This window comes from Sporomusa sp. KB1 (assembly GCF_007830295.1).
Lineage (GTDB): Bacteria > Bacillota > Negativicutes > Sporomusales > Sporomusaceae > Sporomusa.
On the sequence record NZ_VLKC01000002.1, the window covers coordinates 4,758,728 to 4,775,696 of the forward strand.

The window sequence follows — 16,969 nt, forward strand, 5'->3', positions numbered from 1 at the left end:
TAGACTGCATCCAAGTGCCAATTCAAGAAACGCATTGGCCAAACCAATAATATCGAAAATTACGTTGGGATAAGGCAGGGTATATTTTCTTTAGTTTATCTATCATCGTTTGCCACTTATTTCTTCTAAAATTATTCTAAAAATTAGAGGTTATTATATAGTCATCAGGTTGATGAAATATATTTAGAGTGGAAAAGCTACTCTATTAAGATAGATTGTAGTCAAGTCAGGGAGGTTTTAAAATGTATGGTCATTTCCCACCAGGCTTGGTTGCTTTCGGTATGTTGCGTTTAGCCGTTGTTGGTGACGGATTATATTTACTATATAATATTTTTAAGTCGTGAAGCGGATTGCTGATAAAATGAATGTTTGATTTTTCGGCAAAGGATGGATGGTTAGTTCACATATTTGTGATAAATTATTCAGAACATGGGAGATAAAGGAGAAACAATAGTATGAATAAATGGTTGCGACGATTCAATGTCTTAATTATTGGAATTATTATTGGCGGCTTATGTGTAACGAATTACACCAAAGCTGCAGCTATGCCTAATTTATCAATACCAACCGCTGTACAAGATGAGGGGGCATCTTTGGCCCGTAATACTTTTGTCGTTCAGGCAGTTAAAAAAGTAGGTCCTGCAGTTGTCGGCATTACCAACAAGGCCTATATGCGAGACAATTTTGATCAGAAAGTACTTGTGGAAAAAGGGGTAGGTTCGGGAGTAATATTTGATTCGAATGGATACATTGCAACCAATTATCATGTTGTTGAAGGAGCGCAAGAAATTGTCGTATCGTTAACAGATGGCAGGACTTTAAATGGTAAAGTGTTGGGAGTAGACTCGGCAACGGATTTAGCCGTAGTTAAGGTCGATGCGACCGGTTTGCCGGCTGTGGAATTTGGGAATTCTGATTCGTTGATGGCAGGCGAGCCGGCCGTTGCTATTGGCAATCCCCTCGGCCTTGAGTTTCGCGGTAGTGTGACGGTCGGCGTGATTAGTGCACTAAACCGAACTATTGAAGTTGGGGACCGCAAATTTAAGTTAATCCAGACCGATGCAGCAATCAACCCTGGCAATTCGGGAGGAGCGTTGGTCAATGCTGACGGCGAGGTGGTTGGGATTAATAGTGTCAAAATTTCCGCCGCGGGTGTCGAAGGAATGGGTTTTTCAATTCCCATTAATTCTGTCCGTCCAATTTTGCAATCGCTAGTGGAAAAGGGTAAGGTAAGTAGGGCGTATCTTGGCGTTGCAGCACTGGATCGCGAATCAGCACTCCGTTATAGTTACAATGTAGAAATCGACCATGGCATGTATGTAACCCGTGTAGAAAAAGGTGGCCCGGCTGATCAAGCTGACATCCAACAGGGTGATATCATTGAAAAAGTTAACAGTACAATTGTTAACAGCGTGGCCGATTTACGAGCTGTTTTAGATAATGTTCCGATAGGCAGTACGGTGGATGTTGAAATTACTCGCAATGGTAAGAATTTGACAATGCATCCGGTTGCAATCGAAATGCCTAATTGAAAATAATCCCATTTAACTCGAAAAATATGTAACTTATTTTTCAATTAACAATTTATAACTGACAGTACCAGTCCGTGCTACCTTTGCATAGTACGGACTCTTTTTTATTATATTGGGCTAAATACTAAATAAGGGAAGGAAGGATGGCATATAACTGTTGCATAACGTTCATGAATAACATGTATGCTATGCATTCTTAAGATAGGGAAAGGAGAGAAACTACTGTAACCTATTTTATTTAGTATTAATGGTTTCGAAGTCCGTGTCTGGGGTCTTATGGTAGCTGCAGGGGTGCTGGCTGGTTTGTGGCTGGCGACACGGTTGGCAAAAAAAAGTGAATTTACCGAGGATATGCTGCAAGAGTATGTACTCTATGGGTTCTATGGCCGGTATTTTGGGGGCAAGGCTGTGGGCGGTTGCTTTTTCCTGGGCACAATATGCTGCCAATCCTATGCAAGTCTTGATGTTTTGGGGAGGAGGCCTGTCCATACAGGGAGCGGTCATGGCTAATGTCTTGCTGGCGTTATGGTTTTTTCACCGCAAGGGATTGTCCTTCAAGCGGTTTGTAGATATTGGGGCTCCGGCGCTCATTCTTGGTCAAGCCATTGGAAGAATTGGGTGTTTGCTAAATGGCGATGCCTACGGCAAACCCACCGATGCTTGGTATGGTGTAGTCTATCAGCCAGGAACACCGGCGTATGAGGCCTGGGGTCAGGTGTCGCTGGTGCTGGCTGAACTTTTTGAGGCTGGGCTTGGATAGTCTGTTGATCGGCGGATTTAAGGCTGCGCAGCTAACGGCTGTACTCACGGCCTTGGCAGTTAGTCTGCTGTGGGCTTGGTGTGCAACACGAAATCAGGTAATCAAGACTGAGAAGTAAGTTAACTTGACAACAAGATCGGATAAGAAAACGAAGGGGTGTGAGTTCGCTCCGAATGGAGGACAGGAGTATACTACACATCCTTTTTGATTCTTTCACGACAACGCAGTGTCTGCTCAATCTTCCCGGCGTTAGATTTAATAATACGTTAATATTTCCTTAACCCTGTCTTAATACGTCTGACTTATAATATAAACATGGATCAGTAGTCTAGATCTAAAAGCGGGGTGGAAAATGTTGAAGCTACTATCTGGAAAAAACCATTGTAACCGAATCCCCCATCTTTTACATAATGGTCTAAAAGGAATTAGATGTTTTCGCCCTCTAGCTAAAAATATTGTAATGCAGCAACGCCGTTACTTAAAACAAGCCTTATTAGAAACCCTAGATTGTAGACGCTGTCAAAAAGAGATGCAAATTGCTTTCACGGTGGAGCGTTGTCATAATTTGATCGAGAGACAGGTTAATGCTTTTTTGCTGAGAGAGAATGAGAGTATTGAATCATATACTAGTGACTTACTGGGAGGAAAAAGCAAGACAAAAGCTTGCTTTTTTCAAGAATTTCTCAGTCCCTCGGCTATAGATAACCTGCTTGATAATATAAAGCATAGTATTCAACTTGAAATGAAAAAATGTTTTGGTGCTGCATATGTGGATATCGCAGCTTTGCAGTATATTGCCACTGATTTCGAAGTGATTAACTACATGGTAGACAGGGTTGACGAGTATAGAAATACTCTGCTTCTTGCAGAGATAGCAATTGAGGTGGGCGACCAAACTTGGGAGCAGGCTCTGGGTAAACTAGACTTGAGTCCAGTACTCGGAAAACTACTGAAAAGAATAAAACTAGGTACTATTGCAATGAAGAGTGTCGGCTGTGACCACAAGACGCTATTTGAGCAATGCCGACGGCAACTGGAACAAGAGATGGTTGGTATCCTATTAAACATTACACATAAAGTAAAAATTTTTACGCGTAATAAAGCGACTCAAATTTTTTATGAAATGTACGACAACACATATGGCAGTTATTTCGTGTCCTTAGAGCATAATATTAGGACACGAAAATTTTGTAAGGCTAAACAAGCTAAGTTTATTACGGAACGAATTGACCAGCAGGCCATGTAAATGGCCTGTTTTTTACCTTTGAATCGGTAAAAATAGGGCAGCACACTATAGATGGTTCTCTTTAGCTATGTAGGCAAAAAGTGATTTAATTCCTAGTTGCAGGATAGAAAACACCCCCTTATTTGACCAGTCAAGACCGCCTATGCGGCTAGGTAGGGTTCAGCCCGTCATTTTTCCCCATGAATAATGCTATAGTTATCTTTATGCTTTTATTTAGCACATATGGCTTAGCTAACATGGATACAATAAATACATATGATTTGTTCAAACTTGGCTAGGGGGAGCTTGCTTTGCTATCGGAAAACGACTATCGGCTTTTACCAGGACGATTAAGGATAACTATTCCTAATCTTCGAAAAAACAGCCTGCTGGAAGCTTACTTTGTTAAACAGGTGAGTAAGGTTACTGGCGTTAAAACAATAACAGCAAGCTCTTTAACCGGGCGTGCTCTTATTTATTTTGATCAAGCCAGGATTAGTTTCCCTGTGCTATGTCAAGAAATAGAAAATACGTGGGAGCTTTTTTTTGAACAGCAGGTAAACCAGGAAAGTAAGTATGAGGTACTGTCACTGCCAAAGGCAACCAGTCAAATCATGAACGATCAGGGCAGTATAACAAAGCTATATGTACTGGCAACAGGCGGGGTCCTGACCGGGTTACTTGCCAAGCGGATGCTTGTGGGGCGCTCGCCGCTGGTGTCATCCACTAACGTATTTTACCTAGCTGCCTTGACGACAATTATAGGGAGTTACCCTTTATTAAGAAGAGGGGTAGACACCTTGGCTAGGAAGAAAAGAATCAATTCCGATTTATTGCTTTTCGCAACAACGCTTGTCCTGCTGGCCATGAAGGAAAGTATAACCGGTCTGTCAATCTTGGGGATTGTGTATCTGAGCGACCTGTTTCATCACGTTATGCAAACCCGCTCACAGTATGCCATCAGTAAGATGGTGGCAACAAAAGAACTGACTGCTAGACGTTTGGAAAACGGCGAAGTAAGGCAGGTCTTAGCCGGAGATACTGTTATGGTACAGGCTGGAGAACGAGTTCCGGAAGATGGTGAATCTATAGCCCATATGCTTAAGATGGTTGAGCAGGCCGCCGCTGCACGAGGAGCGCTACAGCAACCAGAAGATTACTATGCGCAAAAGCTGATGCCTTTAACAATGGGTATTGCTGCCATGATCTTTCTCGTTACTCGTGACTTCTATCGCGCATTAACCGTGTTACTAGCCGGTTGTCCGATCGCAGTATCGATAGCTAAGAATACGGCTCTAGGTACGGCGGTAGCCGACGCAGCACGCAAGGGTATTTTTGTAAAGCAGTCCCGGTGCTTAGAGGTTGCAGGGCAGACAGAGGTGGTTTTGTGGGATAAAACGGGTACTTTAACTACGGAGAATCCCATAATAACGGAAGTGATATCACTACAACGAAAGCAAAGCAACCAGGAGATATTGCTACTGGTTGCGTCAGCTGAACAAGGCAATTGCCATCCGTTAGCCAGGATGGTAGTAAAAGAAGCTATGCAAAAAGGACTAATTCTTGAGCCCGCCGAGAGTGAAGTACTTGTTGGTTATGGAGTAAGAGCCTATATAAATCAGCAAGAGGTTTTAGTGGGCAATGATTCTCTGATGTACAAAGAACACATAGACATAAAGACAAGTAAGGCTCGCGTATTACGGCTGAAGCACTTTGGCAATAGTGCTATTTATGTTGCTGTTGATAAAAAGCTAGTAGGCTTAATTGGGGTAAAGGAACACATACGGCCGGAAAGCTATCAGGCCATTGAACAATTACGAGTTGTCGGTATACCTCATATCGGCTTGATAACAGGAGATACGGCTAACACGGGTAATGCAGTGGCCGATGAACTGGGTATTAAACGATACTGGAGCACAATGAGACCCGAAGACAAGATTCGGATGATAACTCAGTTAAGACGAAAAGGGTATCCAGTCATGATGGTGGGGGATGGAATTAACGATTCGCCCGCCCTGGCAGCGGCCGACGTTGGTGTCACTATGGCCGACAACTGTCCGGAACTTGCCCTGCGGGCGGCCAATGTCGCTATTGCCGGGGATGACCCAAGAAAAGTTTCCCAGATGATCAGCATTGGCAAGAAAACCAATCAGGTCATACGTCAGAATCTTTCCTTTGCTGTCGGTGTGAATGTTGCGGGTATCGCCTTGGCAGCAGCCAATATTATCTCGCCATTAGCAGCATCGTTATTACTAAATTTTGGCACCCTCGGTGTTATCGCCAATTCTGCCCGGCTATTTTCAAAAGGTAACCATTCAGCCTGTAAACAGGATAGACAAATGGTCTGTACAGGATGATTGTAGGTTCATTTTTCGTGATAAGAATCCTGGCCTTTAATCTTTACAAGGCAAGGGGGCAACTAAAACTATTTTATCAATTCGGTTGTTTCTTGGAATCCCGATCGGTGTAGTATTTTACCAGGTGTCTTAGCAAAAGCAGTAACATTACTTCGTTAAGTCGCAATTACTAGTGGTTTTTATCGCTAAGCCCGAAATATGGGAATAAAGCGTAATATAAAAAAATAAGAAGCGCACTAGCATGGTGCGTTTCTTGTTTTTTACGTAGCGGGAAGAATAATTGTATGGCGACTTGTGAGAGACAGTTAAACTGGATCGGTTGCTAAGTTATCCCTTTCATGTTGGTGTGTCCCAGGTTCAGGTGCGGAGTGATCACCTTGGGACCCTTTGCCCTTAGCTTCTTCGATTGCGTCGTGAAACTCATGTTTAAGTTTTTTTGCTTTACCCGACATAGCTACAACACCGGTAGCAGTAGCGGCTAAAATACGGCGACGATGTCTCCGGGCATGATCCTTTACTTCATCCCATTTATTACTAATTTCTCTGGTGGTAGTTTGTTCTGTTGTACGTGCTTCAGCCATAAAGTCTTCGGCATCTTCTTTGAATCTGGCAATAACACCTTTCGTCTGATCCGTTATTGCCAGAACTCCTTTAGTAGCTAAAAGAGCTGTAGAACGCAGTCCCCGCCGTACTACTGGAGTCGCTAATGCAATTGCTGCACCGGTTAATATAAGTCCTGCAGGTGTAGTCCTCGACAGCATGCGTGATCCCCAACGCAAAACATTCATAGCTTAATCCCCCTTATTACAGTTATTAATACAAACATTCCTTGTATTTTGAAACAGAAGAGCCCTGCACTTTTATGCGGAAATTTCCCTAGTGCTAGGTGCCCGGCTCAATATTAGCAGGCTTAGTTTCAACGCCGCCAAACAATCCTCTCTATTAAAATGACATTTTTAATATTCCATTATTATAGTGACAATATGCAACGTCTATTGAATGAACGGCTGTATAAACAAATTGTTATGGATACGAGTCTACTCCACCTGAATCCCTAATGTTTCAGCTATGCTGAAATGAGTTCATTTCATGGTAAGAATACTCATGTGAATTGCAACTCACTGCAGTGGATGAGGGAATGGAGGAGTGAAGATGATAATATGGTGGCTGTTTTTGCAGCGAGTTTATTTGGTATACTCCCCCTATACACTCCAATCGTGACAGGGATTCTAATAGGCGCACCATTAAATTACAGCTACTTAGTTACAGGAGGAATACAAAGCTTAAAAGAGTAAAAGTTGCAGCAAGGTCTCGTACCTGCTGCAACTTTTTCCTATGGAATTTGCTCGTCATTCGCAACAATTCGCCACAACCAGAGGTATTAAAAATTTTGTCCGCGAGTGGAATATCCTTGATTCTATATGGAAAACTGTTTTCCTTGCAATGAGGAATTTCTATTTACACTAATAAGACGCAGACCATATCAAATAATAGATTCAAGATTTCGTTGTAGTTTCACGAGATCTGTTTTTGTTATCAGGTATGTGAATATTGGTTTAAAAAAAGCAGTAGTTCGTTTATGGACCATCGTTTAGTTTCAACTTTGCTAATAACTTCGTCAATATTTTTAATAATCGTCGTATCAACTATATGTATATTTTTAGGGGAGTCCTGAAAGATAAGTCGTTGTCCTTGTTCCACAGGCCAGCTTTCTTTAAGTATCCATTGATGTTTATTCATTGCCAGTTCCCCCTTTTATTGTTATATAAATATATTCCAGTATAATACTCAGAAATCCTGCCAATAAATGTAATGTCGAAAAGTATACAATTTATCTGCAAGGAGTATTACATTCAAGCTTTGCAGTAGTTGCCCTTATATTTGCGCTTGTAGATAATCAAAATCATCAATTTACAAACTATCTGAAGTCAGCGAAGTTGCCGCTCAGCTAAAAAAGAGAGCCAAGATGATTGAGGGATCGACATGGGTAAGTGATCGGCGAGGATCAGTTATATAACCAGCTAGGTTTAAACCCACTGCTAAAGCCTGAGATATGGCCAAAGACAGTGGTTTTTTCATAATCAAGGCATTATTTATGAACCTATATTATTGTAGTATTGGATAGAAACTGGTTGAATGGGAAAATTAAACGGCAAAGGGAGGGCTAAACATGGCGAAAAAGGATACAAGCCCTAACGGTCTCAATATACTCGGCAGAGCCTGGAATGAATTGAAGAGAATTAATTGGCATGAGATAAATAGACTTTGTCAACAGAACTTTCATATTGGCCTTATTGGTTCCGAAAGGGATGTTGAAGCAATAAAAAACTGGCTGATTTCCTTTCCAAGCCAGGCAAGTCCAGATCAAGCCCCGATACGAGTGAAATGCGATACCCGGCTGCTGGCAAGATATATAACGTCTATTTATATTAGGAGTACGGGCGACAAACTTGACGAGAAACTTATTAAATCGACGACGTTTTGTATTGTGAGCCCGGAATACGTCAATCAAGTCCGACGTTTTAAAACCGAGGTATCAAAATACAGCCTGGACGGTCATTACTTCAATGCCAAATACCGTTCCTGGTCCACATCAGCTTGTTTCTATACCCTTTGAGGGCATTTCCGATTGCATCATTCTTTCCCTTAATGAAATGAAAATGTTATTTGAAATAGTAGGCCTATCAGGGTACACCGTTGTACCTTATCGCCAATTACCTGAAATTGGAGTACTGATGGGTATGGCCTTATTGGCTCAAAGTACAGCTACCAGCATTATTGGGAAGTTACCTACGCGGGCAGGGATGGTGGCCAAAGGCGCGTTAGCCTATGCTTTTACGTATTCCATCGGCGAAGCAATTTTTGCTTATGTTAGTTATCAGCAGAGAGTAAATGGGTGCTTCTTCCGTGACAGTATCCGTGAGCATTATGAGGAAGGGGTAAAAATAGTAAACAATATAGTAAATCATAAATCGGAAACATTTTAGGAACACCTTTAACTTTGGGTGCTCCTTTTATTATTGGTACATAGCTTCCTGTTTCAAGATTCGCTGGTATATACATGGTACATTTTGGACAATATAACCAATGAATTTGGGAATACGATTGGGGGGAAAGAGACATAATGAAAAGCATGGAGGGGCTGCAAAAAGATGAACGCCAGGAGCAACCACCGGTAAGACGAAGCCAAAGGCTAAAAGATAAAATCGCCCAGTCGTCAAACGAAGAAACGTTAACCGGTTTGGAACAGGTCTTTGAGGCCAAATTGGCAGCCGTACAGAGCTATGAGCAGCGCATGTCTTCGATAACTGACCCATATGCACTCAAGGCTTTACGGCAGATGATAGAGCAAGAGCGGCGCGAATTGATGCGTTTAGCGGAACTTATCGAATATGTAGAAGTCAGCCCCGATATGAGCGGGGTCGGACGTCTTAACCGGCAATTTAATCATCGCGTCAAGTCAAGTACTGGACGCCCCCCTGGTTTCTGGCTGGCGGCGGCTTTGGTAGGAGCTGTGCTAGTTCCGAGTGTCCGCGAGACTCTGCGACCATTAGCGTTAAAGACTGTTCAGGGAGTAATGGAACTAGGAGAACAAGCCCAAGGATTGTTTAGCGGCGTCAAAGAGGATCTGGAAGACTTAGTGGCAGAGGCCCAATTTGATAAGTTCAAACAGTCCATCGAAACTTCCTTTGATGAATTGCCAGCTGACGGTGGAGTTGATAATCCGAATTTAAATGAATGAGGTGAGGTAGTATGTCAATAGGGACCGAGCAGCAACTTCGAATTGAGCATTTAGCCGAAAAATTGCGAGGACTCAGTCGTGAATTGAAAGACACGGTAGATTTAAGTATCCAGCTGCGGGCGGAGTCGGCGCAGAATAAGAATGAGGTTGCGCGGCTGTGGGAAGACTTTTTGGGTCAATTATTCGGCTACATCAAGCAACGAAGTAAGGAATCGCGCGATAATCTGTTAGCAAGCCTTTCATGGTCAAGAATGAAACTGTTCTAGAACAGCCAGAATATTTGGCAGCAAGGTTTCATACCGTGCTGTCATTTTTTTGCCCAGATGAAAAGTAGTTTCCTGGATACGACTAGGCTTCTGCCGGTGTCCCAAAGGAAAGGAGTGACATGCGAGACTATTGTCACCTCTGTGCACAGGAAATCTGCATAATACTGATGCAAGAAACCATAAGGAGGAAACAGCTTGTTCTTATCCGCAGAACAACGACAAACTTATCACGCATTACCCGGACGATTACGTGTCAGTGTACCGGGATTATGCCACAATAAAAAATTCGCGAGCTTTTTAACCGAACAGCTGGCATCTGACCACAATATTATCTCAATCAGTGCAAATTACCTCACTGGGCGAGCTTTAATTTATTTCAACCAGAATGTGCTCAGCGTAAAGGAGATCCAACAAGTCTTAACACAGGCATGGGGGCGGTTTTGTCGGGGAAATAACACTCTAACGTTAAATCTACAGCAGTTTGCCGATGGCAGTCCTAGTCTGGTATCTTTACCGGTCGTCTCTAACCCGCAGATAGAAGGCCTTGCGTACACTGGTTCTAGTAAGCTGTGGCATACTGAAAGCATGGAAAGTGTCTGTGATCTACTTAATACCTCAGATCGTTTTGGTTTGAGTGACTGGGAAGCTGCCAGCCGCCTTAAGAAGGTAGGCCCTAATAAGCTTACCGAAGGAAAGCGGGCAACGTTTTGGGAACTGTTGAGCAATCAATTCAAAGATTTTATGGTGCAAGTGCTGCTTGGAACCGCAGGGATTTCGTTTGTTCTGGGGAAACGTAGTAACGCCCTCCTGACCGGGTCTATTGTAGTGGCTAATGCCGTTTTGGGTGTTATTCAAGAACGCAAGGCCGAGCAGTCTATGGAAAGCTTGCAGAAACTGGCGGCACCACAGGCGCGTGTGATTCGTGCGGGCCGAGTTAAAAAGGTGGCGGCTGAGAATTTGATTCCGGGTGACTTGATCGTCCTGGAAGCAGGTGATCGGGTACCTGCTGATGCCCATCTAATAACTGCAGTTCAATTTGCTACTGAGGAAGCGTCGCTTACTGGTGAAACAGTACCTGCCAAAAAAGATCCGAGATATCGTGGAAGTGAAGACACTACTCTTGGAGATCGTAGAAACATGGTGTTTATGGGCACAGGTGTAACGCGGGGGCGCGCCACGGCGATCGTAGTTGCAACAGGAATGAAAACAGAGATGGGTAGAATCGCTTCCCTTATCCAGCATCAAACCGAAGAGCTTACGCCGTTGCAGTGCAAACTGGAGCAACTAGGAAAATACCTTGTTTACGGTTGCTTAGGCGTCTCTGGAGTTGTCATGGTCACAGGAATATTACGGGGTCAAGGATGCTTGAATATGCTGCAAATTGCGGCAAGCCTAGCTGTAGCAGCTATACCGGAGGGCTTAACTGCGATTGTTATCATTGCCTTAGCCATGGGCGTACAACGTATGAGTAAACGAAATATAATCATCCGCCAATTATCATCGGTTGAAACACTGGGCTGTGCTACTGTAATTTGCTCAGACAAAACAGGAACACTTACCAAAAACGAGATGACGGTTCGCATGGTATACACGCATGGGCGTAATTGGCAGGTAGCAGGCGAGGGCTATGCACCTGTAGGTGACTTTTTTCTGGATGGAGGGGGGCCTGTTACTATTCATGAGAATGCCGAACTCTATCAAACGCTGCTCACTGGCGCATTATGTAACAATGCCCGATTGAATCAAAATAGGGTTTCTAAAGAAGATAATGTATTGCCGATGAAGGAAAAACATAATGTTGTCTGGAAGGTGGAAGGTGATCCTACTGAAGGTGCCATCCTGGTGGCAGCGGCTAAAGCTGGCTTATGGCGAGACGAACTAGAAAAAACATTTATAAGAGTTTACGAATATCCGTTTGAATCAGATCGACGCATCATGTCAACGATCTATAAAACTCAAGTGGGCGATATGATCCTGAATGTTAAAGGGGCAACAGATCGTGTATTATCCGCGTGTACCCACTACCTTCGGGACGGTGAGATCCGCCAATTGAACGATACAATTCGTGCTGAGATTATGTGCGCGAATGATGAGCTGGCCAATAAGGCTCTTCGCGTTTTAGCCTGCGCGTATCGGGTAATGGAACAGTTTGACGAACAGAGCGATGAAGAACCGGAGCAGGAAATGATCTTTTGCGGTCTCATGGGCATGATTGATCCGCCCCGTCCGGAAGTTCCGCCAGCAATCACTAAATGTCGTCAAGCTGGAGTAAAAGTCCTTATGATCACAGGCGACCATCAACAGACTGCAAGTGCTGTCGCAAGAGAAATCGGCCTGTTACGAGCTGGGGACGGAATTTTACTGGGTAGCGAAATAGACCGGATGTCTGACCAACAGCTCGCCGATGCGGTCGAGATCAGCACGGTATTTGCCCGTACTTCGCCGCAACATAAGCTGCGGATAGTAAAAGCATTAAAACAACGAGGCTATGTGGTGGCGATGACCGGCGATGGTGTCAATGATGCACCGGCAGTAAAAGCGGCAGATATTGGGATCGCTATGGGAATTATGGGAACAGACGTAACCAAAGAAGCTGCTAGCATGACACTGTCAGACGATAATTTTGCTACCATAGTACGCGCCATGGAGGAGGGGCGGTCTATTTATGCTAACATTCGCAAGGCCATTCGCTATCTGATTGCGACCAATGTCGGTGAGGTTATACTGATGCTGCTGGCTGTGTTAATGGGATTACCGTTTCCGCTCATCCCGATTCAACTCTTATGGATTAATTTGGTGGGAGACGGGCTGCCAGCCGTGGCGCTGGTGAATGATCCACCTGCCCAGGATATTATGAGCCAGCCGGCAAGAACAGCTAGCGATAGTGTGTTTGCCGGTGGTCTGGGGATGAAAGTGGTCGTTAGGGGTTTGATTATCGGCCTTACTAGTTTGGCGTTGTATGTGTGGAAATTGCGGTCAACCGGCAACCTGGCTTTTGCGCAAACCATCGTATTGGTTCAACTTGCACTCAGCCAATTTGTGCATATTTTTGATTGCCGCGGCGAAAAACAAACAGGAAGGGTAGGTTTGTTCAGTAATCTGTGGCTTGTTGCTGCGGTAGCCTTGTCGATGGGTATGGTTGCTGCCAGTGTCCACATTCCATTATTACAGTCAATTTTTGGTACGGTTTCTTTATCTGCTGGTGACTGGGCTGTGGCTAGTGCTCTGGCAGTAGCCACTGGGATAATCGATGCCGGACTTTCGCGTGTACGCACTATTCCAGTCTTAGAAAGTACTACCGCTTGTAGTGACGCAATATAGAAAATATAGAATTGGTTTTGCTTCGACTAAGCGATAAGGAATATGCGATATCGATAACTCAAGTCAAAGAAATCATCCAGTACAGGGGTGCTTCCTCATATTACTCTGGATATGGACATGATGTTCAACTGGGGAAGAGATTCAAGAACTGAAAAAGTTGGATAACACAAAAGGCTCTGGCGAAAGCTGCAGAGCCTTTTGTGTTCATTGAGTCTGATAATCGCATGGAGATTGTCAAAAGCCATTGCCAGCTGACTTCCTGATAGTACGGAACACTTACACAAAGTTGCAGAGGGAGGTGTTTTTTGTATTATTTTAGGTGCAATTATTACAATACTAATTTTCATTAAAATGAAAATTGGTATTGACTTAAATTAATTTCGGTATATACTTAAATTAACATAGTACTATATGGGTGTGGCTATTGACGGTTATACTACCAGGTAAATTTTCTATTACGAAGTTACTTCTTGGTTTCGTATCTTTATTTTTATTAAGGAGGTTGGCAAAATGGGATGTCAAGACGAAAAACCAAAAGGCGTAGGTCGTCCTAAGGTCAAGGAGAAAAGAAAACCACGATCGATCAAGGCGACAGAGGCAGAGTGGAAGCGTATCGTAAAACTTTTGAAACAGATTGATAGTCCGAAGGCAGTGGCTATTATGACTGCTCTGGAAAATTATCTTAGCCAAAAAGGAACAGATCAAGTCGACAAGTCGACGAAACTCCCCAAAGAGAAAACTAAAGTTAAGGTATGACTAAGATTTAAAATAATGAATCAGGACGGGTCAAAAAGGGAGGTAGTCTCATTCAATGAAGCCGGGCGCTGCAAGAAAAGGTAAATGGTCATATATTATATATGGGCAGCGCAACAAAGCTGAAATTGAGAGCGACATAAATAGGCTGGTTAACATTCTTGATTTTCACCCGGGAAAAAGATAGTTTGGAGGGGATAATTCTATGAATGTAAGAAAAGGCTACCAGGAAGAACTCCACGAAATCAATGAGCAAATTAGTCGGATGGGAAAACAAACTACAACATTTGTTGCTGAGGCGGTGGAGGCCTTAGCTATCTTTGATACCGGGGGCGCGGAAACTATTCGTCATCATGAGCGTGAAATAGATGCCTTACACCGCGAAATTGAAGAAAAATGTATTGCTATCATAGCCACTCAACAACCAGTGGCCGTTGATCTGAGATTCTTAATCGCCAGTATTAAGATTTCCGCAGAAATTGAGCGAATTGCCGATTATGCAAACAATATTGCTAAAATAACTCACAGAAAACTTTCGGGATTGGACTTAGCACCAGTTTCCCATTTAGGTAGTGTTATCGGAGATATGGGGAGCTTGGCAATAAATATGTTGACTGATACATTGAGAGCCTATGAAAGCAGAAACCACGATTTTGTCGTTATTGCCAAAGAGCAGGATGCAGAAGTAAATTCGGCTAATTATAAATTGTTTAACCTAATGATTGACACTGGTAGGAGAAACGGCAGCCTATCCCAGGCTATGTTAGAAATGCACACCGCCATTCGCTATCTTGAACGGTCTGCTGACCGGGCGGTAAATATCGCAGAATGGGTGTTCTATATGGGAACCGGCTTTCGTTATGTTAGGCTGAGATAAATTTTAGTCTTGGTCTTATATACTGCTATACTGCGGAAATTCTAGTAATATTATCTATTATCTATCTTAGTCGTTTGAAAAATAAGAACCCAAGTGGGCTGAACGTGAAACGCCACTTGGGTAGTTTTATTCCGTTTTTGTAGTTGGCTGTAGTTGGCTTTTGTAGTTTTGAAGTAGACGAGAAAATAATGTAAGCAGTTTGACGGTCAAGTGGCATTAAGGAAGTCCTTTTACGTCCTGTTGCCTGCAAAGTTCACAAAATAGCCATAATTTCTTCATGAGTTCTTCACACTTATCGTGTATTATATACCTATCAAGTCAAGGCAAAGCGAAACTAAATGATGCGGAGTGATGGAAGATGATGTGGATTCTATTTTTTATGAACTTGTTTGTTATAATTTATGTTCTCCATGTAATTGCAAGATTAAAGGCTCAGGAAGAGTAGACTAGATAAAGCGTTCCGGATGGGCAACTCCATTCGGTTTATATAGAGATCTCCTCCCCCCATTTATAGAACCCTAGCCTCGGTTAGGGTTCATTGCTTTTTCCTTATGAAACCTCCTTGTAACTATTGTCCTTGCTTTACTAACTAATGGAATATAGCTGAATAACAAGGTGTTGGCACTTGATCCGGAAGTGGTGACGCGGCGAATTTCGCCGTTTTTGGCAGATGAGAATTTGAATGATGCGGCCATTTCCGATAAGCTAATTGGATTTAACTGTCGCCAAACGCTCAAAACTCCATATATTATAATATATTACCTTAATCAATCAACGAATGAGGAGGTCTACTTATGGGAGGAAGATTTGGCTGTGGTGGAGGTGGCAGTTTTAGTTGTATCATAATAATCATTATTATTATTTTGTTATTCTGCTGCTTTGAAGATGATTGTAGTCCGACCTGTTAGGTATTTTGTTCAGTTCAAATTCATAACGAGATATATGAACCAACTTGTAAGGCATCGCTCAGCGATGCCTTACAAGGCATATTTGCGTAAGCGAATACCACATGCTGTGCATGTGGCTATATATACATGTGGCTATATATAATAAATGTAAATGACTAGCTCAAAACATTTTATTCAATGGGTTATTTTTAAATAAATTACCTTGCTCTATATATCTACGTACCATTTTTTCAGATTTATGACGTGTTTGCTGCATTATTGAACGTTCATCAACATCATGTTGGGCTGCACTCGTGGCGAATCCTCGCCGGAGACTGTGTCCAGCAAAATTATCTGGGTTTAGACCGGAGAGTTTGGCATATTTCTTTACGATGATTGCCACAGACTGATTTGTTAATCTTCGATTACGAATTTGTTTATATTTATTTAAAGGGCGGAAGAGGGGACCTGAATCTAAATGTGCTGTATGTATCCAAGATTTTAAAGCAGTAACCGCACAGATATCCCGATTTGAGCGATAGTAGGGGATGGCTACCTGGGCCCCCTGGCCTACCTGGTCGCCTTTAGATTGTGCTACCAGAATGATTACACCTTCTTGCGTAAAAGTTAAATCTTCAATATCTATTTGTACCAGCTCAGATCGGCGAAAAGCACCCATAAAACCAAGCAGCAACAAAGCTTTATCTCGAATTCCCGCTATATCTGTATTATCAAAGTAAGATGTAATATTTTGCAAATCTTCCATTAAAATTGGCGCTTTGCCTCGTTGCAGAGTGCCTTTTTCACGTCTGATGGCATCCAATGCATTTCGAACGAGACCACCGCGACATGGATTATTGTCAACACATCCAGCGGCTTTATGGTTTTCCGAAATAGCGCTTACGCGTCGAGATACCGTATTAGCTTTAGCATGATCAGCTAGGTCATTAATATAATTGACAATAGTTTCCGGTTCCGCAGGTAAAGCTTGCAAGTTATGATGTGTACACCAATCATAAAAATCCATCCAGTCAGCTTCATATGCACGTAAGGTATTATCCGATTTAGATTTTTGCAAGCGTTTTTTGCTTTTTATTGATAGCTTCTTGTTATTTTGAATAAAATTATTTTTACGTAGTACAAAATCTTTATCATTGTTATTCATAATAGATAGACTCCTCGAAAAAAACATTATCAACTAGTGATAACTATAAATTATCACTAGTTATAAAATTCTTAAATTTATAAG

General features: G+C 42.7%; 16 protein-coding genes. 13 read left to right on the forward strand and 3 right to left on the reverse strand.

The window, feature by feature from the left end; all coding sequences use genetic code 11:
* The first annotated feature begins 455 nt into the window (after positions 1-455).
* The 5 genes from SALPA_RS25995 to SALPA_RS26010 all read left to right on the forward strand — a co-directional run bounded on the left by SALPA_RS25995 (position 456) and on the right by SALPA_RS26010 (position 5,874).
* A complete protein-coding gene (locus SALPA_RS25995; RefSeq protein ID WP_145100947.1) occupies positions 456-1,532 on the forward strand; it encodes a S1C family serine protease in 1,077 nt (358 codons plus the stop codon).
* 334 nt (positions 1,533-1,866) lie between these two features.
* A complete protein-coding gene (locus tag SALPA_RS31720; protein WP_255451369.1) occupies positions 1,867-2,292 on the forward strand; it encodes a prolipoprotein diacylglyceryl transferase in 426 nt (141 codons plus the stop codon).
* Positions 2,285-2,410, forward strand: coding sequence for a hypothetical protein (locus tag SALPA_RS31725; protein ID WP_255451370.1), 126 nt, complete (start codon positions 2,285-2,287; stop codon positions 2,408-2,410). The genes SALPA_RS31720 and SALPA_RS31725 overlap by 8 nt, the downstream gene beginning before the upstream one ends.
* Positions 2,411-2,644: 234 nt before the next feature.
* Positions 2,645-3,538, forward strand: coding sequence for a hypothetical protein (locus SALPA_RS26005; RefSeq protein ID WP_145100949.1), 894 nt, complete (start codon positions 2,645-2,647; stop codon positions 3,536-3,538).
* A 290-nt stretch (positions 3,539-3,828) separates the two neighbouring features.
* On the forward strand, positions 3,829-5,874 hold the full coding sequence (locus tag SALPA_RS26010; RefSeq protein ID WP_145100951.1) for a cation-translocating P-type ATPase: 2,046 nt from the start codon (positions 3,829-3,831) through the stop codon (positions 5,872-5,874).
* A 305-nt stretch (positions 5,875-6,179) separates the two neighbouring features.
* Here SALPA_RS26010 and SALPA_RS26015 read toward each other — a convergent pair whose 3' ends face one another.
* Complete coding sequence (locus SALPA_RS26015) at positions 6,180-6,662, reverse strand: hypothetical protein (protein ID WP_145100954.1); 483 nt, start codon at positions 6,660-6,662, stop codon at positions 6,180-6,182.
* A gap of 748 nt (positions 6,663-7,410) precedes the next feature.
* Positions 7,411-7,614 (reverse strand): hypothetical protein, encoded by a 204-nt coding sequence (locus tag SALPA_RS26025; protein ID WP_145100960.1) that lies wholly within the window; start codon positions 7,612-7,614, stop codon positions 7,411-7,413.
* Positions 7,615-8,044: 430 nt separating this feature from the next.
* Between SALPA_RS26025 and SALPA_RS26030 the strand changes: the two genes are divergently transcribed.
* The 8 genes from SALPA_RS26030 (at position 8,045) to SALPA_RS29315 (ending at position 15,679) form a co-directional block, all read left to right on the forward strand.
* Complete coding sequence (locus tag SALPA_RS26030) at positions 8,045-8,491, forward strand: hypothetical protein (protein ID WP_145100963.1); 447 nt, start codon at positions 8,045-8,047, stop codon at positions 8,489-8,491.
* A gap of 37 nt (positions 8,492-8,528) precedes the next feature.
* Positions 8,529-8,861: a hypothetical protein gene (locus tag SALPA_RS26035; protein ID WP_222428129.1), complete on the forward strand. Its 333-nt coding sequence runs from the start codon at positions 8,529-8,531 to the stop codon at positions 8,859-8,861.
* Positions 8,862-8,998: 137 nt separating this feature from the next.
* The gene (locus SALPA_RS26040; RefSeq protein WP_145100969.1) at positions 8,999-9,616 is read left to right on the forward strand and encodes a hypothetical protein; all 618 of its coding nucleotides are present in this window, start codon (positions 8,999-9,001) and stop codon (positions 9,614-9,616) included.
* 11 nt (positions 9,617-9,627) lie between these two features.
* Positions 9,628-9,882: a hypothetical protein gene (locus SALPA_RS26045; RefSeq protein ID WP_145100972.1), complete on the forward strand. Its 255-nt coding sequence runs from the start codon at positions 9,628-9,630 to the stop codon at positions 9,880-9,882.
* A gap of 195 nt (positions 9,883-10,077) precedes the next feature.
* Positions 10,078-13,203 carry an HAD-IC family P-type ATPase gene (locus SALPA_RS26050; protein WP_145100975.1) on the forward strand — a complete coding sequence of 1,042 codons (3,126 nt, stop codon included), beginning with the start codon at positions 10,078-10,080 and terminating at the stop codon, positions 13,201-13,203.
* Positions 13,204-13,713: 510 nt separating this feature from the next.
* Entirely contained in the window at positions 13,714-13,959 is a 246-nt protein-coding gene (locus SALPA_RS26055) for a hypothetical protein (protein ID WP_145100978.1), read from the forward strand.
* Between the two features lie 202 nt (positions 13,960-14,161).
* Positions 14,162-14,833: a phosphate signaling complex protein PhoU gene (gene phoU / locus SALPA_RS26060; RefSeq protein WP_145100981.1), complete on the forward strand. Its 672-nt coding sequence runs from the start codon at positions 14,162-14,164 to the stop codon at positions 14,831-14,833.
* A 615-nt stretch (positions 14,834-15,448) separates the two neighbouring features.
* On the forward strand, positions 15,449-15,679 hold the full coding sequence (locus SALPA_RS29315) for a hypothetical protein (protein WP_186451235.1): 231 nt from the start codon (positions 15,449-15,451) through the stop codon (positions 15,677-15,679).
* A 222-nt stretch (positions 15,680-15,901) separates the two neighbouring features.
* On the opposite strand, the gene SALPA_RS26065 is transcribed toward SALPA_RS29315, so the two are convergent.
* Positions 15,902-16,885: a site-specific integrase gene (locus SALPA_RS26065; RefSeq protein WP_145100984.1), complete on the reverse strand. Its 984-nt coding sequence runs from the start codon at positions 16,883-16,885 to the stop codon at positions 15,902-15,904.
* Positions 16,886-16,969: the final 84 nt, after the last annotated feature.

What these genes read in the sequence shown, in the direction of transcription:
- SALPA_RS26035 (WP_222428129.1), top strand. Translation starts at nt 8,529, where the DNA reads ATGAAAATGTTATTTGAAATAGTAGGCCTATCAGGGTACACCGTTGTA.
- SALPA_RS26040 (WP_145100969.1), top strand. Translation starts at nt 8,999, where the DNA reads ATGAAAAGCATGGAGGGGCTGCAAAAAGATGAACGCCAGGAGCAACCA.
- SALPA_RS26045 (WP_145100972.1), top strand. Translation starts at nt 9,628, where the DNA reads ATGTCAATAGGGACCGAGCAGCAACTTCGAATTGAGCATTTAGCCGAA.
- SALPA_RS26025 (WP_145100960.1), bottom strand. Translation starts at nt 7,614, where the DNA reads ATGAATAAACATCAATGGATACTTAAAGAAAGCTGGCCTGTGGAACAA.
- SALPA_RS26055 (WP_145100978.1), top strand. Translation starts at nt 13,714, where the DNA reads ATGGGATGTCAAGACGAAAAACCAAAAGGCGTAGGTCGTCCTAAGGTC.
- SALPA_RS25995 (WP_145100947.1), top strand. Translation starts at nt 456, where the DNA reads ATGAATAAATGGTTGCGACGATTCAATGTCTTAATTATTGGAATTATT.
- SALPA_RS26065 (WP_145100984.1), bottom strand. Translation starts at nt 16,885, where the DNA reads ATGAATAACAATGATAAAGATTTTGTACTACGTAAAAATAATTTTATT.
- phoU (WP_145100981.1), top strand. Translation starts at nt 14,162, where the DNA reads ATGAATGTAAGAAAAGGCTACCAGGAAGAACTCCACGAAATCAATGAG.
- SALPA_RS26005 (WP_145100949.1), top strand. Translation starts at nt 2,645, where the DNA reads ATGTTGAAGCTACTATCTGGAAAAAACCATTGTAACCGAATCCCCCAT.
- SALPA_RS26015 (WP_145100954.1), bottom strand. Translation starts at nt 6,662, where the DNA reads ATGAATGTTTTGCGTTGGGGATCACGCATGCTGTCGAGGACTACACCT.
- SALPA_RS26030 (WP_145100963.1), top strand. Translation starts at nt 8,045, where the DNA reads ATGGCGAAAAAGGATACAAGCCCTAACGGTCTCAATATACTCGGCAGA.